This window comes from Dokdonia ponticola (assembly GCF_042653865.1).
Taxonomy (GTDB): domain Bacteria; phylum Bacteroidota; class Bacteroidia; order Flavobacteriales; family Flavobacteriaceae; genus Dokdonia; species Dokdonia ponticola.
On the sequence record NZ_JBHSFV010000002.1, the window covers coordinates 119,066 to 135,181 of the forward strand.

Annotated in this window: 13 protein-coding genes and 1 tRNA gene; 10 read left to right on the forward strand and 4 right to left on the reverse strand. The window is 39.3% G+C overall.

Features of this window, described 5'->3' with window-relative positions:
* Positions 1-309 precede the first annotated feature (309 nt).
* Positions 310-383, reverse strand: a tRNA-Arg gene (locus tag ACFO3O_RS04555).
* A 95-nt stretch (positions 384-478) separates the two neighbouring features.
* Here ACFO3O_RS04555 and ACFO3O_RS04560 point away from each other — a divergent pair.
* Positions 479-991: an adenine phosphoribosyltransferase gene (locus tag ACFO3O_RS04560; protein ID WP_379977356.1), complete on the forward strand. Its 513-nt coding sequence runs from the start codon at positions 479-481 to the stop codon at positions 989-991.
* Positions 992-2,280: 1,289 nt separating this feature from the next.
* Here the strand turns inward: ACFO3O_RS04560 and ACFO3O_RS04565 are convergent.
* Positions 2,281-4,014 carry a M14 family metallopeptidase gene (locus ACFO3O_RS04565; protein WP_379977357.1) on the reverse strand — a complete coding sequence of 578 codons (1,734 nt, stop codon included), beginning with the start codon at positions 4,012-4,014 and terminating at the stop codon, positions 2,281-2,283.
* Between the two features lie 9 nt (positions 4,015-4,023).
* The gene (locus ACFO3O_RS04570) at positions 4,024-5,631 is read right to left on the reverse strand and encodes a M14 family metallopeptidase (RefSeq protein ID WP_379977358.1); all 1,608 of its coding nucleotides are present in this window, start codon (positions 5,629-5,631) and stop codon (positions 4,024-4,026) included.
* A 453-nt stretch (positions 5,632-6,084) separates the two neighbouring features.
* On the opposite strand from ACFO3O_RS04570, the gene ACFO3O_RS04575 reads away from it, so the two are divergent.
* The 8 genes from ACFO3O_RS04575 to ACFO3O_RS04610 all read left to right on the forward strand — a co-directional run bounded on the left by ACFO3O_RS04575 (position 6,085) and on the right by ACFO3O_RS04610 (position 13,048).
* Positions 6,085-7,107, forward strand: coding sequence for a hypothetical protein (locus tag ACFO3O_RS04575; RefSeq protein WP_379977359.1), 1,023 nt, complete (start codon positions 6,085-6,087; stop codon positions 7,105-7,107).
* A complete protein-coding gene (locus ACFO3O_RS04580; protein WP_379977360.1) occupies positions 7,104-7,427 on the forward strand; it encodes an STAS-like domain-containing protein in 324 nt (107 codons plus the stop codon). Before ACFO3O_RS04575 ends, ACFO3O_RS04580 begins: the two co-directional genes overlap by 4 nt.
* A complete protein-coding gene (locus ACFO3O_RS04585) occupies positions 7,408-7,962 on the forward strand; it encodes a hypothetical protein (protein WP_379977361.1) in 555 nt (184 codons plus the stop codon). Before ACFO3O_RS04580 ends, ACFO3O_RS04585 begins: the two co-directional genes overlap by 20 nt.
* A gap of 356 nt (positions 7,963-8,318) precedes the next feature.
* Positions 8,319-8,777 carry a hypothetical protein gene (locus ACFO3O_RS04590; protein ID WP_379977362.1) on the forward strand — a complete coding sequence of 153 codons (459 nt, stop codon included), beginning with the start codon at positions 8,319-8,321 and terminating at the stop codon, positions 8,775-8,777.
* A gap of 328 nt (positions 8,778-9,105) precedes the next feature.
* The gene (locus ACFO3O_RS04595) at positions 9,106-9,555 is read left to right on the forward strand and encodes a hypothetical protein (RefSeq protein ID WP_379977363.1); all 450 of its coding nucleotides are present in this window, start codon (positions 9,106-9,108) and stop codon (positions 9,553-9,555) included.
* Between the two features lie 207 nt (positions 9,556-9,762).
* Positions 9,763-11,505, forward strand: a complete 1,743-nt coding sequence (locus tag ACFO3O_RS04600) for a tetratricopeptide repeat-containing sensor histidine kinase (protein ID WP_379977364.1) — start codon at positions 9,763-9,765, stop codon at positions 11,503-11,505.
* On the forward strand, positions 11,498-12,247 hold the full coding sequence (locus ACFO3O_RS04605) for a LytR/AlgR family response regulator transcription factor (protein ID WP_379977365.1): 750 nt from the start codon (positions 11,498-11,500) through the stop codon (positions 12,245-12,247). Before ACFO3O_RS04600 ends, ACFO3O_RS04605 begins: the two co-directional genes overlap by 8 nt.
* Positions 12,248-12,640: 393 nt before the next feature.
* Positions 12,641-13,048 (forward strand): hypothetical protein, encoded by a 408-nt coding sequence (locus tag ACFO3O_RS04610; protein ID WP_379977366.1) that lies wholly within the window; start codon positions 12,641-12,643, stop codon positions 13,046-13,048.
* Positions 13,049-13,423: 375 nt separating this feature from the next.
* Here ACFO3O_RS04610 and fahA read toward each other — a convergent pair whose 3' ends face one another.
* Positions 13,424-14,716, reverse strand: coding sequence for a fumarylacetoacetase (fahA, locus tag ACFO3O_RS04615; protein ID WP_379977367.1), 1,293 nt, complete (start codon positions 14,714-14,716; stop codon positions 13,424-13,426).
* Positions 14,717-14,828: 112 nt separating this feature from the next.
* Here fahA and glyA point away from each other — a divergent pair, with 112 nt between their 5' ends.
* Positions 14,829-16,103 (forward strand): serine hydroxymethyltransferase, encoded by a 1,275-nt coding sequence (gene glyA, locus ACFO3O_RS04620; RefSeq protein WP_379977368.1) that lies wholly within the window; start codon positions 14,829-14,831, stop codon positions 16,101-16,103.
* Positions 16,104-16,116: the final 13 nt, after the last annotated feature.

Sequence of the window (16,116 nt, forward strand, 5' to 3'; positions counted from 1 at the left end):
GGCATCCTGTCGAACAGGAGTATTTGCGGTGATCCTGACAAAGCTCCGCTTTGAAAATTAAAACCTATCTAAAACAAAAAAGCAAGCTATTTGTTTTAGCTTGCTTTTGATTTATTCGTGACCTCGACAACGACCGAATGGTTATATAAGATCCTGAGGATCTTATATAATGAGGTGCGAGGAGGTGCGGTGGCATCCTGTCGAACAGGAGTATTTGCGGTGATCCTGACAAAGCTCCGCTTTGAAAATTAAAACCTATCTAAAACAAAAAAGCAAGCTATTTGTTTTAGCTTGCTTTTGATTTATTCGTGACCTCGACAGGATTCAAACCTGTAACCTTCTGAGCCGTAATCAGATGCGCTATTCAGTTGCGCCACGAGGCCTTTGTTTTTCAAAACAACCAATAATATTATTTGTTTGTTTCGGGGTGCAAATATATTTCTTTTTATCTTGCTGGCAAATACTTTTTATAAAAAAAATGAAACTAATTGATCACATCCGCGATATTAAGGATTTTCCAACCCCAGGAATCTTATTTAAAGATATCACACCCTTGCTTGGGAATAAGACCGCTTTCGCGAAAGCGGCCCAAGAATTACTCGAACTCATTGGAGATCAGCAAATCGATAAAGTGGTAGGCGTGGAGTCCCGAGGCTTCTTTTTTGGAGGGGTACTCGCCGAAAAATTAAACGCTGGTTTTGTGCCTGTTCGTAAACCCGGAAAATTACCTCATACCACCGTTTCTCAGACCTATGCACTAGAATATGGTACCGACACCTTAGAAATTCACAAAGACGCCATTCAGCCTGGAGACAAGGTCTTAGTACATGACGATGTCCTTGCTACAGGAGGAACTGCTCAAGCTGTTGTCAAATTAATCGAAGCCCTCGGTGGGGAAGTGGTGCAGTGTAATTTCTTAATCGAACTGAGTTTCTTGTCAGGAAAAGAGAAGCTACAAGGGCAGGATATTAAAGCAGTGATTACATATTAGTTAAACTAACGTTGAGCGAGGTGAGATTTACGCCTTCGCGGAAATGGATGAATTTTTATATGGAGCGAAGGTGTCTAATTACTAATGATGTTTTTGTTCATTTTTTCCTTGATGAAAAAACGAACCAAAAAAATCAAGACTTAAGAAACTTTTACTAAAAATTTCTTTCACTCGGCACAAAAATAAGGGTATGGACTTCTAAGAATTATTGTGTTTATGGTATATTTTTAGTCATGTAGAGACTTTTATGTTGCGACAATTTTTGCTTAACCCTTCGTTTCAATTCATTTTTTACGTAAAATTTTCTTAGGTCAACGTATTCTATTGAACTTCTATCTTCTCATATAGTAATACTCATAGTGTTGTAAAGAATGAGATTTCCGCTTTCGTCTTGGAGAGACATTTTGAGTAGAGAGGGAGATTCGTTTACTATTGTTAACCGCGTTGAACGGGGTGAGATTTCCGCCTTCGCGGAAATGGATGAATTTTTATATGGAGCGAAGGTGTCTAACTACTAATGATGTTTTTGTTCATTTTTTCCTTGATGAAAAAACGAACCAAAAAAATCAAGACTTAAGAAACTTTTACTAAAAATTTCTTTCACTACGGCACAAAAATAAGGGTATGGACTTCTAAGAATTATTGTGTTTATGGTATATCTTTAGTCATGTAGAGACTTTTATGTTGCGATAATTTTTGCTTAACTCGGATTATGTAATAGAACTTCGTGATGAGACTTGAAGAGGCAATAAAATATAGCATTTTCTGAGTTTTAGCATAGCATCGCTATGGTTAAACTCAAAAAAGCAGTGTAACGGTATATTTTGAAGCTTGTTCAAGTTGTAATAGATTTTCTATTACATAATGCGGGTTTATCCTTCGTTTCAATTCATTTTTTACGTAAAATTTTCTTAGGTCAACGTATTCTATAGAACTTCTATCTTCTCATATAGTAATACTCATAGTGTTGTAAAGGGTGAGATTTCCGCCTTCGTCTTGGAGAGACATTTTGAGTAGAGAGGGAGATTCGTTTACTATTGCTAATCGCGTTGAACGGGGTGAGATTTCCGCCTTCGCGGAAATGGATGAATGCTTATACGGGTTCAAAGGGACGTTGGAATTAGAGATGCCCATCGAAACCTACGTTTGAGCCTTTTAAAGAACTTTTTATCATCTATCTACTGTCTGTTTAAGCTATTGTCCGTTCGAGCGCAGTCGAGAACTACGATATGTTGTGCTATCAAGATAAGTTCTCGACTGCGCTCGACCGGACAAAAGAAGCTTTTGAACTACTTCACACTCTTCTCCACAACCCCACCTTTGGCGCTATCGACTTTGACTTTGAAGTTATTACCACCTTTAACAATCCAACGGACCATTACGGTACTATTCCCAGGAATATTTTTAACCTTAATGGTTTCTGGTGTGTGTAGTTGCTCTTCGGTCACATTAAAATCGGCGTCTTTTACGATCATCCCTGCCAGTACAGTTCCCCCTGAAAGGGTGATGTAATCTGGGCGTTCAATGTTATACAGCAAATCCTGACTCGCATGCGTTGGCATGAGACGATCATTGATGATGGTTGCTGTCACTTCTTTAAGACCATTTGGTAACGATTTTACGGTCACATCACCGACCGATAAATGCGGCATGTGAAACGCATGGTAAAACACAAATACCATATTACGATGTGCTTCTTCTTCTAGCATAAAACCTGGCGTGGCACGACCGACATTCTTTTTAAAGCCGCCGATTTCTATCTCGCCGTAGGTCGGGTGATTGAACGCCTTATATGGCGTAAATCCGTCGCCAAGTAGCAAATCTTTGCCTGCATCATATATCTGATCACGTCCTCTATTTTTATCCTTGTAATAAGCAAATCCTGTAAAAATTTCATTGGTGAAGGTATAAATCCCTCTACCACCATAAAACCAATCGAGTTCGCCGCCAAAAACCGAATACAAATCTTTATACACCGTCAGGTAATTATAGCCAGGCAATAACTCTTCTCCTTTTTTACCAATCGCATCATAAATCGCAATATCGGCACGGTTGTAAGTCGCTTTATCCTCTTCGGCACCAGGGCCGCGTAAGATCATTCCGCCGCTGTTATGAAAACTCTGTGCCCCTGCAATATTAGGGTGGGCTTTCACAAAATCGGCGACAGCTCTGGTTTCGGGAGCAGAGAACGGATATTTATACGCCCCACGCTGTACATAATCCGGTTGCCATTTCCAGCCCCAATCACGGTTAGGATCATAATATCCGGGGGTATCTTCATTAATTTGACCATCCCCGTCATTATCAATACCTTCGCGACCTAAACGTTCATACCGCTGTGCTGTCACTACATCATCTGGACCAATACGAATCATTTTTCGCGGATCTCGTGGGTCGATAATGTAATCACCCGTCGGACTCTTGCGACGCATTTCGGTCACAGAACCATCGCCATCCAAATCATCATACCCATCCTCATCAAAAAGTCCGTCACTATCATCATCCAGCGGAATCATCCCTGCACGCGGACTACTTCCGGTGTTGGGTTCTTTCATATAATTATTTCGTGCATCCGGGTTAATGGTTGCTACGATATAAAACACACGGTCTTGTAACATTTCGGTGATGTACGGTACTTTGCCGAAGCTTTCCGTGAGGTACCATGCCGTGTAGGTACTGATTTCACCTCCTTGAATTTCGTTGGAGTGAATGTTTCCGTCCAGGTAAAAACCCGGTTTTCTATCGGCGTCTCCGGTGCTGTAATCGGTGATGGCAAGCATCCAAATATCTCTGCCTTGGGTCGATTTTCCAATGGACATCCGTTTCACGAGATTCGGGTGTGCCTCGGCGATTTTCTTGCCAATAGCAGCGAGGCCTTCGGCGGTGTAATATTGGTTAAAAGCGACCTTCACCTTGGGGTTGGACGGTGTTCCTGCCGCTTGAAAAATGTCTTGGGCTGTTTGCGCTTTCGCGAAAGCAAAAACCACCAGCACACATACGGTTGTAAGGATATATTTTTTCATGAGATACGTTTATAAGTTGATGGTTTTAGTAGCGGTTCCTGCCTGCGGAACGGTTGCTTCAAGAGTGACATTGCCGCTGCCTTGGATCAGCCAACTCAAGGTGATCGAGTCGTCTCCATCTATTTTTTCAATCACGTGGCGAGGTTTGCCCGAAATGAGTTGTTGGTTCTTATTGGTTTTTAGATACACATTAATCTTACGTAACCAGCGCGATTTGTCACCCATTTGTGTATGCGTAGGCAACAGGCCATTGTTATGAAGATCGACGGTAATTCTGGTGAGATTATTCCCTACTTTTTCCTGTTTGAGGTTCACGAGTTGCAATTCTGGTTGCATGGCGGCTACTTCTAAGATAAAATCGGTGTGTTTGCCCGCAATGCTATCTACGAGTGCATACGGAGGGTTTTTCATCACAAACGGATGCATGCCGCCCACTTCCACTTTGTGGTCAGGGAAGTCAGGATGACGGATTTCTTTCCATGGGGTAAAAGCGTTAATGCCTTGTTGTTCGGCATAGGCAAGGAAATTAGCTTTCTCATTTTCTGGTGCGGCGTTAATAGAATCCCCTTCAAATTTTTGTGGCCACCAGCCTGGTGTGCTCATGGCGAGTCTGCCAAAATGAAAATACGCCCACTCAAAAGCACTTCCGCCTTGCGCGCTCCCATTAGGAGCATTGGTGGGAGGAATCAGCTTATTATAGGTTTCAGAAAGCATTTCGTTGATCAATTCGTCATCTTCCAAAATACTTGTAATCACTCTTTTGGAAGCCCCGCCTTTATTGTATTTGAGCGGTTTGGAAAGGTTATTCTCTTCACTAAAGGTCAGGATCGCATACAGATTCCATTGGGTGTATAAGAAATCAATGACCGCGCGATGTTCTAGCTCAGACACGGGATGCTCTCCAGACCCTTTAGTGAAATACGGGAAATTAAACGTAAAGTTTTTATTGAATGCCACACCGCCTAGACCGTCTTCGTTAAAGTCCCCGTCTTTATCGTTATCCCTTCCTTCGGTAAGGAGATCATAGTTCCCGCGTTCCCCTTGATTGGGGTCGGACATCACCATGATTCGAGGATCTTCTTCTAGCATTTTATAAATCCCCGTTGGGTTTTCAACACGCATCATGGTGATGATGCCATTTCCATCCAAATCCTCAAATGGGTCTTCATTGACTTGACCGTCGCGGTCATCATCCGTTTGGGTCGCGTTGCCGTGTCGGGCAAATTTGGTCGCTGCAAAATACTGCGCTGTCGCATCAGGACTCAGGTTCGGAAAGATATAAAAGGTTGTTTTTTTCAACACCTCCCGATGGTTGGTGAGGATGTTGTTCGCCATGTTAAGGGCGAGTTCGGTGCCGAGTAGGTGATCCCCTTGCACACCGCCCATTACGGCGATTCCCGGATGGCTGTCAGGAGCGCCATCAGAAAGGGTAAGCATCCAAATGTCTTTGCCCCCTGCAGTTTTGACCAAGGAGGTAAGTTGAGCTTGGCTGTGTTGGGACGCCATGCTTTTCAGCGCCGCGGTGACTTGTTGTTCATTGCGGTAGTCGGTTTGTGCATGGCTACTAAAGCACATCACACAGACGAGGACTAGAGAGAATAGTGAGTTTTGTTTCATGAATGATTGGTTTGTTAGTGAAACTCAATGTTGTGAAGTCTAAAAGACGCACACAACATTGCTGTTGAACTAATCCCGCTTTTTCAGCGGGATCTTGGTTGAATTCCTTTAATGCCGTTCAAAGTACTATTAAATGGGAAATTAGGACGAATTGTTAAGGAATTTTTAAGAGAGGTAAGATTTTGGAAGTGGGGTAGTGGTTGGGTGTTTTTTTTGGGTTCGCTGTTGCGAAAAACCATACTAAGAATCTTTTTGTTGGTTTTACGGGTTTCTGTAAGGTTGTTGATTGAGGGTTGGGTATTTTTGGGAATGTATGTCAAATGACTAATTGTTGCTGGGTGTAATTGATTATCAGTGATTTGTAGTTGTTTTAGAATTATTTTTATAAAAACGTAATGGTATGACTATTGATTAAAGTAAATTAGTCTTTCCTGTATTAACTAAATTAACCAATTGAATAAAAAAAGATATAAAGATTTTATCCAGAATCGTTTGTTGAAAGAACAAAGAAGGGTAAGGCGAAGAAAGGAAAAAAGAAGAAAAGATAGAATTTCGAATGTTAAACTAAGGCAAAACAGAAAGTATTTTAGTAAGTACGCCGAGGTAATTGCACCTGAAATTCTTACCCTACAATTAGGGTATTCGGAAGAAGTATTAAGATTTATAGCTCTTTTAAAAAAATTAGGCAAAACAGAAGATATTATAAATATTAGGCTACATAAAGTAACAGATATTGGAGAAGGTGCAATAGGAATGTTATTGTCTGTAATGAAAGAACTTACTAATGCAGGTATTAGTCTAAGAGGTGAAAAACCATTTAATACTATTGCAAAAAATAAACTTGAGATGTCAGGGTTTTTTAAATATATGCGAGGTTATGTATCACCAGAGAATTTGAAAACTAAAAATATAATAATACATACAGGAGATATAACAACTTCTCAAGAGGAATTAGCGCCAGCCATGCCACAAGCAATGGAGACTGTTTGGGGTGTTGAAGCTAGGTGTCCTGAACTATTTGGTGTTATTGGAGAAATGTTACGTAACTCTTGTGACCACGCTTTTCGAACAGACAAAAATGTTTTTTGGCATTTAGGCATTTCTCATCTTGAAAAAGATAATACTGTTAAATTTTCATTTGTAGATAATGGTGTAGGTATTATTCATAAATATTATGAAGATAACAATTGGCAAAAGGTTAAAGACCATTTTAAAAGTAATGCAACTATATTAGAAAATGCATATAAGAAAGGTATTGTATCACAAACAGGATTATTTTGGCGTGGTGAAGGATTACCAACTATTTATGAATTATATACAGACAATATAATAACTAATTTAGTAGTTATAACTAACAACGTCTATTTAGATTTTGATAAGAAAAAATTTAAAGAAATTAAAATTCCTTTTTCAGGAACATATTATTTTTGGAAAGTAAATAACAGCTGTACTCCAGCACATTACCCATTATTATGATAGTAATAGATATACCGAATGATTTCACAAAGACACCAGGTTGGCGTACTTATGAAGATGGTCCTTTCTCAGGACAAGAGTTTTTTGATAAACTTCTAAAGAACGGTTTTGAAAAAGCTAAGAGTAAAGATGTAAAACTTAAAATTATTTTAGATGGTTCAAATGGTTACACAACATCTTTTTTGAATGAAGCATTTAGGCTTTTAGGTGAGGCATTTGGAGCTGATAAAGTATGGGATAGATTAGTTATAATCTCAAATGAAGTACCAAAATATATTGAACGTATAAAAAAAGGTTTATATGCAATGGAAAAAAAATAAATGGATTTTATTAATAACATTTTTCTCAGGAGTTCTAATTTGCTTTATAGCTACAAGATTTCAGTATTTTGAAATAAAAAAAGAACTTGACGTACCCGCTTTAATTATGGGTGTTTTAGGTTTAGGTATTGGACTGTATATAGCTGATAATATTCAAAACAAAAATAATAAAAATCAAAATAAATACACTTTTTTAGAAAGTAAATTAGATCTTTGTTGGACTAAATTTTCGTCATTAGCTAAAATTATTAGTGTAAATGATAAAGTAGATTTAGAAACACTTTCAGGCTTTAGTCAAGATATAATCCATCAGCTTGGTTTTATAAGAAATGTTTTTAATGGTTCTGAAATTAATAGTGGTTGCATAGATCGTTTAGAGGTAGAACTTGACGAATTTGAAGAGTTGTTTGATGATTTAAAGACTGAAGAAAATATTAAGTATTATTCAGGAAAAAAGGATGTAATCAATAATAAAATAAAGATTATTAACAAATCTTTTTCTGAAGTATTAAGAGTTATTCAAAATATAGAATAAGAAATTTATTTGAAAAGATTTAAACTAATGCTTTTAGCCTAGATAGAGTGTTAGCAAAACTATCTCTAAAAAACTTTTGTTAAAACAATAAAAGAAATAAGACCATAATTTCTAACTCATTTGAAAACTCTATATATCTTTTCGTGAATGCGTACAATAACACAATTCCTATCAACCAAAAAGCCTACAACTCCCCAATCACATAAATAGGTAACCCTGTAAGCTCTTTGATCGTAGTGGTATCATCATAGCCCTCTTTCGCGAAAGCGAACAAAACTTATAAACCTTTAACACCAACCCTGTAACAAACCCCCATATTTCCCTACCTATGATCACAATCATCAACCTTAGCCATTATGGAACTTTTACCTTTAGAAGTCAATGTACCCGTTCATGAGGGAGATACCTTACACGATAGGATTACCAAATTTCAACACCTGTTAGGTGAGCTGGGCGAGCGCAATCTCTCTGAGGAGGTCGTCATGGCTATCAACGAACACATCCAAGCCCTTAATGACGTCACGGTGTCGGCGAAGGCATTTTCTAAAGAACTCCGTAAACGGCAGTCCAAGATTATTGCCTTACTCCAAAAGAAACTTAAACTCGTCCCTAAAAACTATTATCGCAACTTGTGGATGGTGTTGGGGATGTCGGCGTTTGGTATTCCGTTAGGAACGGTGTTTGGAGTCACGCAAGGCAACATGGGACTTTTAGGCATTGGATTGCCCATTGGAATGGTGATTGGTATTGCGGTAGGAACGTCTATGGATACCAAAGCAAAGAAAGAAGGCAAACAACTTGATTTTGGAGGGTAGGAGCTTATTTTTATTCCCCCTTTGGGGGTTAGGGGGCTAGGCTCCCCTCCGTCTGTATTCGTACCTCATACAGCCACCTCCCCTCAGAGAGGTGAGGAGCTTGTTTTTATTCCCATTTTCAGTTTCGGGGGGAATAAAGAGTTAGGCAGCTTAGTATGAGTATTTTGTAATTTTGTAAGTTTTTTCTTTCGATTACGGCTTTTATTCCGCTGTTTTGTGGTTTTTATACCCGTAAATCTGCGTTTTATTCCATTTTTTCTTGAAAAATCAAATCGTTTCCTTTTTATTTGTAATAGCTACTTATTAATAATCTCTAAATCTATTACGTATGAACACTAAAACAACACCAATTGAAAATTATTCAAATGCTGGTTTGACACAAATTAGCTGTACTGCTACCAAAGGAGCTCAGGTTGATAATCCGATGCCAGTCGGCGATGTTCAACCAGAATCACCCATCGTTGCTGTAAATGCCGTGACGCTAAACACCGACAACACTGTTTCTTTTAACTTTAATGTCGATATTGATGCTGCCTATACTGGAACCCCTACCTTATGGGTAAATACGGAAACTAAGGAGTTTTATGTGGAGTATAACTACACCGAAGAGTGGGCCCCCAAGCTTACCAATTGGCAAATTCAGGCAACATACGACAACACCAACGCAAGAGGAGGGCACGTACTCGCCGCTGGGGATCAAATCACTCTCTACAATAGAGATGTTGATCCTGTAACGTCTAGAGGGACAAAAACCACCGTACAGCCACCCACTACGTAACCACGACGTCTTCTTATAGAGATAGAAATACAAGGAAGTAGTACCATTTGTGTACTACTTTTTTTTGTGCTACATTGATTTATTATTTACTGTGAGTTGGATGTATATAACCAAGACTTCAAAAATGTTAACGACCCCCCGTGTTATACTGAAGAAAAGATAAAATATACGTATAACTTATGTTCATTTTAAAAAATAACAATACCAATGAGGAACTGTTACGGGGTGTTTTTGGGGTTTGCGATGCTTTCGGTGGCGCTCTATGGGCAGAAAAAAGACGCAGACACCAGCTACTTTAATACTGAAGTCAAGCGGGTGAGTGCGCCGTATATGAAGGAGTCCGCTTTCGCGAAAGCGCATACCTACTTTTTACAAAAAGAATGGGACTCCACCCTCGTGTACTCTATGAAACAACTCACGACCAATGCCACGGATAAAGGATTGGAGGATTTGTGCCTGTTTTTTAGAGGCTATGCGTTTAAGGAAAAAGGGTTGCTCAACGAATCGAAAACTAGCCTTTTAACCATTTCTGAAGCATTTCCTTTTCATAACCAAGTCAAATTAAAACTGGGCACCATTCTCTTAGAAGAACAAAACTATGAAGAGGCGCTGACGTATTTTAAGGAAATTGAAGCGTATAGCGAGACGGATCTCTTGGGGATTCAAAAAGACAATATCGAAGAGAATATCGGAATTTGCTACATGCACTTGGAACAATTTGATAAAGCAGAGGCCTACCTTCTTAAAAGTATCGCCCTGAAAGAGGCTAGAAACGACACCTTGACATTAATTGGCACCTACGGGAATATGGCCAATATCTACTATGTGCAGTACAAGGACAAACAGGCGATTCCGTATTTTGAAAAAGCCTATCAATTGTCTCGGGAGACGCGTCACTTTCCGTCCAAAAGTAATGCAGCTTTTAATATGGCGATTGTAGAAGAGAACCGCAAGAATATGGAAGCTGCCTTAGCCTACCGAAAAGAATATGAGCAGTGGAAGGATTCACTTAACGACCAAAATAAAGTGTATGCTATAGCTCAAAAGGAAAAGGAGTTTGCAGTGAAAGAAAAACAGAAAGAAGTCAGCCTCCTCGAAGCCGAAAATAAGATTAAAGAAGCGCAAAAAGACGGGTTGCTGTATTCGTCGCTCTTCCTTTTGGCGTTATTGGGAACGGGCGTGTATTTTTATAGAGAGAAAGTAAAAAGCAATAACATCATCAGTGCGCAAAAAGAAGATCTCGACGAACTCAATGCCACCAAAGACAAGCTGTTTTCTATAGTGAGTCATGACTTACGGTCATCGGTATATGCATTAAAAACGAGCACTTCTGAGCTTGAGGACCATCTGGAAGCCAAAGATTTGGATAAAGTCACTACGTTGGTACATTCTAACAGTGCGATAGTGAATGGGGCGTATAATCTCCTCGATAATCTCCTGAATTGGGCACTCCTACAAACTAAACAATCCTATTTTGAGATTGCCTCGCTACGTTTATTTTTTATAGTGGAACAGGTCGCGCATAATTACAAAGCTTTACTACAGGAAAAAAACATAACGCTGGAGAATACGGTCTCAAAAAAGGACATTGTTTTTGCCGATCAGGAATCCCTCAAGATTATTCTGCGAAATATCATTGATAATGCGATTAAGTTTTCGAATCCTGACGGAACCATTAAGATTTATACGGAACATACCAAAGAAGGCTTTTGTGACTTGATCATCGAAGACAATGGCATCGGTATGAGCGAAACCACACGTCAAAATTTGCTGAAAGAAACGATTGTAACGTCAGAAAAAGAGAATAAGGATATCATTGGTTCGGGCTTAGGCATGCAGTTATGCCGATCGATGATTACAAAGAATAACGGAAAATTCTTTATTGAAAGTACGTTGGGAAAAGGCACTAAAATGATTGTATCTTTACCTAAAATTGCACCGGATGGATAAAATCAATGTACTTATTATCGAGGATACGCCTACACAGAGCGATCGATTGGTGCGTACATTAGAATCGCATAATTATGCCGTGGCAGGGGTGGCTACCCGTCTTACGGAAGCCTTAGCGTTATTTTACGGAACTCAAAAAATAGATATTGTGATCATTGATATTTTCTTAAACGGGGTTCCTGATGGGATTGCGTTTGCAGAGACCATTAATGCAGTTCCCAATGCGTCCAAGCCGTTTGTGTTTTTAACCAGCGCTACCGATCGGCAGATTTTTGAGCGCGCCAAGTTAACGCAGCCTTTTAGTTACTTATTAAAACCGTTTAATGAGTTAGAATTGTTATATGCTATTGAGATGGCGGTCGAGAAGTTTTATGCGCAACAAGACGTGTTTCTGGGAGATGAGGAAGATACAGTGATCAGTGAAGAATACTTATTTATCAAAAAAGGAAAATCCCTGAAAAAAGTCCAAATCAACGACATTATCTACATTGAAGTGGAGGAGAAGTACTGTAATATCATTACCGAAAAGGAAAAGTTTGTGATTCTCATTTCACTAACTAAAATTTTAAAACTACTCGACAATACGCTGTTTTGCCGAACCCATAGAAATTACATTGCCAATATCGAAAAGATTGAAGAAATCATTCTTGCTGATAATTTGATCTTATTGACGGGAAATCATAAAGTTACACTGAGTGAAACCTACAAGGATATTGTCAAAAGAATGCGCACGTTGCGTTGATGGAGCGGGTAGCCATTAGCTGTTAGTCGTTAGCTGTTATTTTGAGCTTCCCTCCTAGAAAGGAGGGATTGAGGGAGGTGTTATGTTGCGCATTACCTAAATCATACTTTCGTAAACGTACTATGCTAAAAAAGGGTTGGGGAAACAAAAATTGTGCTTTTTAAAGCCAAATACGTTTTTCACCGTCCCTAAAGGATGACGTATGCTACAAAAGACTGCTTAGAATTTTTTTACTCCCTTATAGGTCGAGGAAATAAAAATTTGATATTGGTGACGCTAGTTTTTGCTTTCGTACTTCGATAAACTCAGCATAAACTTCTATGTCGTTATACCTCCTAGAAAGCGTACAATCAATAAAACCCCACTTTTTTCATACCCTCTTATTTCAGTTTCATGGATAAGAATTTCCGTTTGGTGCTATTTTTTTATAATCACCACCACTTCTTATGTACTTTTAATCTAGAAATAAAAACAGGTATTTATTTACAGCAAAAGATTATGGGAGCATATCGATATAAAGTTCATTCGGCTATTTATTCTTGGGATACCCCAGGATCTTCTACACGCCCTGCATGTAATGTAACCGACGAGGTACAGCTAATTTTGGATAATTCTAAAAATAGAGGTGTGATTCCGCTTAATGCAAATCTCATCACCGATCCAGCGCCAGGATGTGCAAAATCTTTTGCCATTATTGTGTCTATCGTGAGACCTGATGGAACGAATACCACACGATTTTGTTCTTCATCAGAAGGACCGACACTTAATATTAATGACTCGGGAGTAGAATGCTATTTATAAATAGGAATAAAATAATATACTTTTTAGGGGTTTAAGGTATTTGCTTTTGTCTAGCGCTAGGCAGGAGCTATTAAAGAAGAAATAAAATAAAACAGGCACCTTCGTACTGACTTAATTCAGGAAATTGATAAGGGGTGAATTAGAATTGTATAGCCTGTTTATCAATATAATTTGTATAATGATTTGTTACTTATAGGGACAATTATATTGATGAAAAGGCTATCTGGAGAGATAGCCTTTTTTTAGTTAAACGCTTTTTTGAAAAGTCCAAAGGACGAATTCAAAATAGCTAGTTGAACTAATCCCGCTTTTTCAGCGGGATCTATAGTTAATACCTTTTAGTAAGGTTTTGTGTATATATTTTATGTTAGATGTTTACTTTGTTTTCGGTTGGAAGACAGGTAGTAACTTGGTAGAAACTTCACCAAAACCGATACGGGGGTATTCTTTGGTTTTACAATGTCCGCGGATAATCACAGTATCGTGATCTCTTATAAACTTACGATCGCCCCCTTCGTCTAAACGTACTGGGCGTTCGCCTTTCCAAGACAATTCTAACATCGATCCATACGAATCTGGCGTAGGACCCGAAAGGGTACCACTTCCCATCATATCTCCTGCATTGACTGGACATCCATTGACGGTATGATGCGCCAACTGCTGACTCATATTCCAATACATATATTTGAAATTGGATTTGGCAATTACGGTTTCTTTTTTACCGTCTGGTTGTAATGCTACTTCTAATTTGATATCAAAACTCTTCTTTCCTTCATATTGTAAATAAGGAAGAAGTTCTTTTTGAGGCTTCGGACTATCTGTTCTAAAGGGCTCTAAGGCATCTAATGTGACAATCCACGGAGAGATAGAAGACGCAAAATTCTTAGATAGGAATGGACCTAAAGGCACATACTCCCATTTTTGAATGTCACGGGCGCTCCAATCATTAAATAAGACCAATCCAAATATATTTTCTTCAGCATCTTTTGTCGTAATCGATTCTCCAAGATTATTAGCTGCCGTGGTGATAAATGCCATTTCTAATTCAAAATCTACTTGGCGCGAAGGACCAAAAATCGGCTCTGTCGCTCCATTGGGTAATTTTTGACTTTGGGGTCTGTGGATAGGAATTCCAGAGGGAATGATCGACGAACTCCTTCCGTGGTACGCTACAGGAAGGTGTAACCAGTTTGGCATCAGTGCATTTTCTTTTCCTCTAAACATGGTACCTACATTGGTTGCATGCTCAATACTCGAATAGAAATCTGTATAATCGCCAATCTGCACTGGCAGTTGCATCTCGACCTCACTCAGGTCAAAAATAACGGTAGCACGGTCTTTTTTATTTTCGCGTAAAGCGGGATTATTTTCTTCAAATAACTCAGAAATACGATTACGAACCAATCGCCATGTTTTACGACCATCTGCTATAAAATCATTCAAGGTATCTTGTAAAAAGATATCATCCGTAAGGGGAATTCCTTCAAAATAGCCTAATTGATGTAAGGCCCCTAGGTCAATCGCATAGTTTCCTATACGCGTACCAATGGTAATCACATCATCACGGGTAAGGAATACACCAAAGGGGATGTTTTGGATGGGAAAGTCAGTGTTCTTGGGGGTTTTTAGCCAAGTTTTTCTTGTGGGGTCGTTCGCAGCTAGTGGCATATATCGTTCTTAATAAGATGTTAGTAATTATACTACCCAAATATAGGATTTTATAGTAGCCCAATAAAGAGTTTATGTTATTTTTACAACTCTTTTTAATTTATACAATATTATGCAACGCGACACGGTTATTTTTGATTTAATCCAAGAAGAAAAAGAACGTCAGTTAGACGGCTTAGAATTAATTGCTTCAGAGAATTTTGTAAGTGACCAAGTGATGGAAGCGGCAGGTTCTGTATTGACCAATAAGTATGCTGAGGGCTACCCAGGAAAACGCTATTATGGTGGATGTCAGGTGGTAGATGTGGTTGAAACCATAGCGATTGAGCGTGCTAAAGAGCTTTTTGGCGCCGAATATGCCAATGTGCAACCCCATTCAGGATCTCAGGCAAATACGGCTGTTTTTCATGCGTGTTTAAAGCCAGGAGATACGTTTTTAGGATTTGATTTATCCCATGGAGGACACTTGACGCATGGATCGCCTGTTAATTTCTCAGGGCGTTTGTACAACCCAGTTTTTTACGGGGTAGAGCAGGAGACAGGACTACTTAATTATGATAAAATTCAAGAGATCGCTTTGCGCGAAAAGCCAAAAATGATCATTGCCGGTGCGAGTGCGTATTCTCGTGAAATAGATTATGCCCGCTTTCGCGAAATAGCAGACAGCGTGAATGCCATCTTACTCGCAGATATTGCGCACCCTGCAGGACTCATCGCCAAAGGAATTATCGCCGATCCAATTCCGCATTGTCACGTAGTGACCACTACGACGCATAAAACCCTAAGAGGACCAAGAGGCGGACTCATCCTCATGGGGAAAGATTTTGAAAATCCATTTGGAATCACCCTTAAAAACGGAAAACCACGAATGATGTCTTCTTTATTAGATAGCGGAATTTTCCCAGGGAACCAAGGAGGACCTTTGGAGCACATTATTGCCGCCAAAGCCATTGCCTTTGGAGAAGCGCTCACCGACGAGTTCTTACACTATATGGTACAGGTAAAGAAAAATGCAGCAGTCATGGCCGAAGCGTTTGTAGCAAAAGGATACGATATCATTTCTGGAGGTACAGATAACCACATGATGCTGATTGACCTTCGGAATAAAGATATTACAGGAAAAGCTGCCGAGGAAGCGCTTGGAAAAGCAGATATCACGGTAAATAAAAACATGGTGCCATTTGATGATAAATCACCGTTTGTTACTTCTGGTATCCGTATTGGTACCGCAGCCATTACCACCCGCGGACTGAAAGAAAATGATATGCAAACCATCGTTGACTTCATAGATGAAGCGATTATGAATCATACGGATGATGCCGCACTAGAAGCGATTGCAGATAAGGTGAATGCGATGATGCATGATAAGCCTTTGTTTGTAGTATAACGTTTCGGATTAG

What these genes read in the sequence shown, in the direction of transcription:
- ACFO3O_RS04560 (WP_379977356.1), top strand. Translation starts at nt 479, where the DNA reads ATGAAACTAATTGATCACATCCGCGATATTAAGGATTTTCCAACCCCA.
- ACFO3O_RS04565 (WP_379977357.1), bottom strand. Translation starts at nt 4,014, where the DNA reads ATGAAAAAATATATCCTTACAACCGTATGTGTGCTGGTGGTTTTTGCT.
- ACFO3O_RS04590 (WP_379977362.1), top strand. Translation starts at nt 8,319, where the DNA reads ATGGAACTTTTACCTTTAGAAGTCAATGTACCCGTTCATGAGGGAGAT.
- ACFO3O_RS04585 (WP_379977361.1), top strand. Translation starts at nt 7,408, where the DNA reads ATGCAATGGAAAAAAAATAAATGGATTTTATTAATAACATTTTTCTCA.
- ACFO3O_RS04580 (WP_379977360.1), top strand. Translation starts at nt 7,104, where the DNA reads ATGATAGTAATAGATATACCGAATGATTTCACAAAGACACCAGGTTGG.
- fahA (WP_379977367.1), bottom strand. Translation starts at nt 14,716, where the DNA reads ATGCCACTAGCTGCGAACGACCCCACAAGAAAAACTTGGCTAAAAACC.
- ACFO3O_RS04600 (WP_379977364.1), top strand. Translation starts at nt 9,763, where the DNA reads ATGAGGAACTGTTACGGGGTGTTTTTGGGGTTTGCGATGCTTTCGGTG.
- ACFO3O_RS04570 (WP_379977358.1), bottom strand. Translation starts at nt 5,631, where the DNA reads ATGAAACAAAACTCACTATTCTCTCTAGTCCTCGTCTGTGTGATGTGC.
- ACFO3O_RS04605 (WP_379977365.1), top strand. Translation starts at nt 11,498, where the DNA reads ATGGATAAAATCAATGTACTTATTATCGAGGATACGCCTACACAGAGC.
- ACFO3O_RS04595 (WP_379977363.1), top strand. Translation starts at nt 9,106, where the DNA reads ATGAACACTAAAACAACACCAATTGAAAATTATTCAAATGCTGGTTTG.
- ACFO3O_RS04610 (WP_379977366.1), top strand. Translation starts at nt 12,641, where the DNA reads ATGGATAAGAATTTCCGTTTGGTGCTATTTTTTTATAATCACCACCAC.
- glyA (WP_379977368.1), top strand. Translation starts at nt 14,829, where the DNA reads ATGCAACGCGACACGGTTATTTTTGATTTAATCCAAGAAGAAAAAGAA.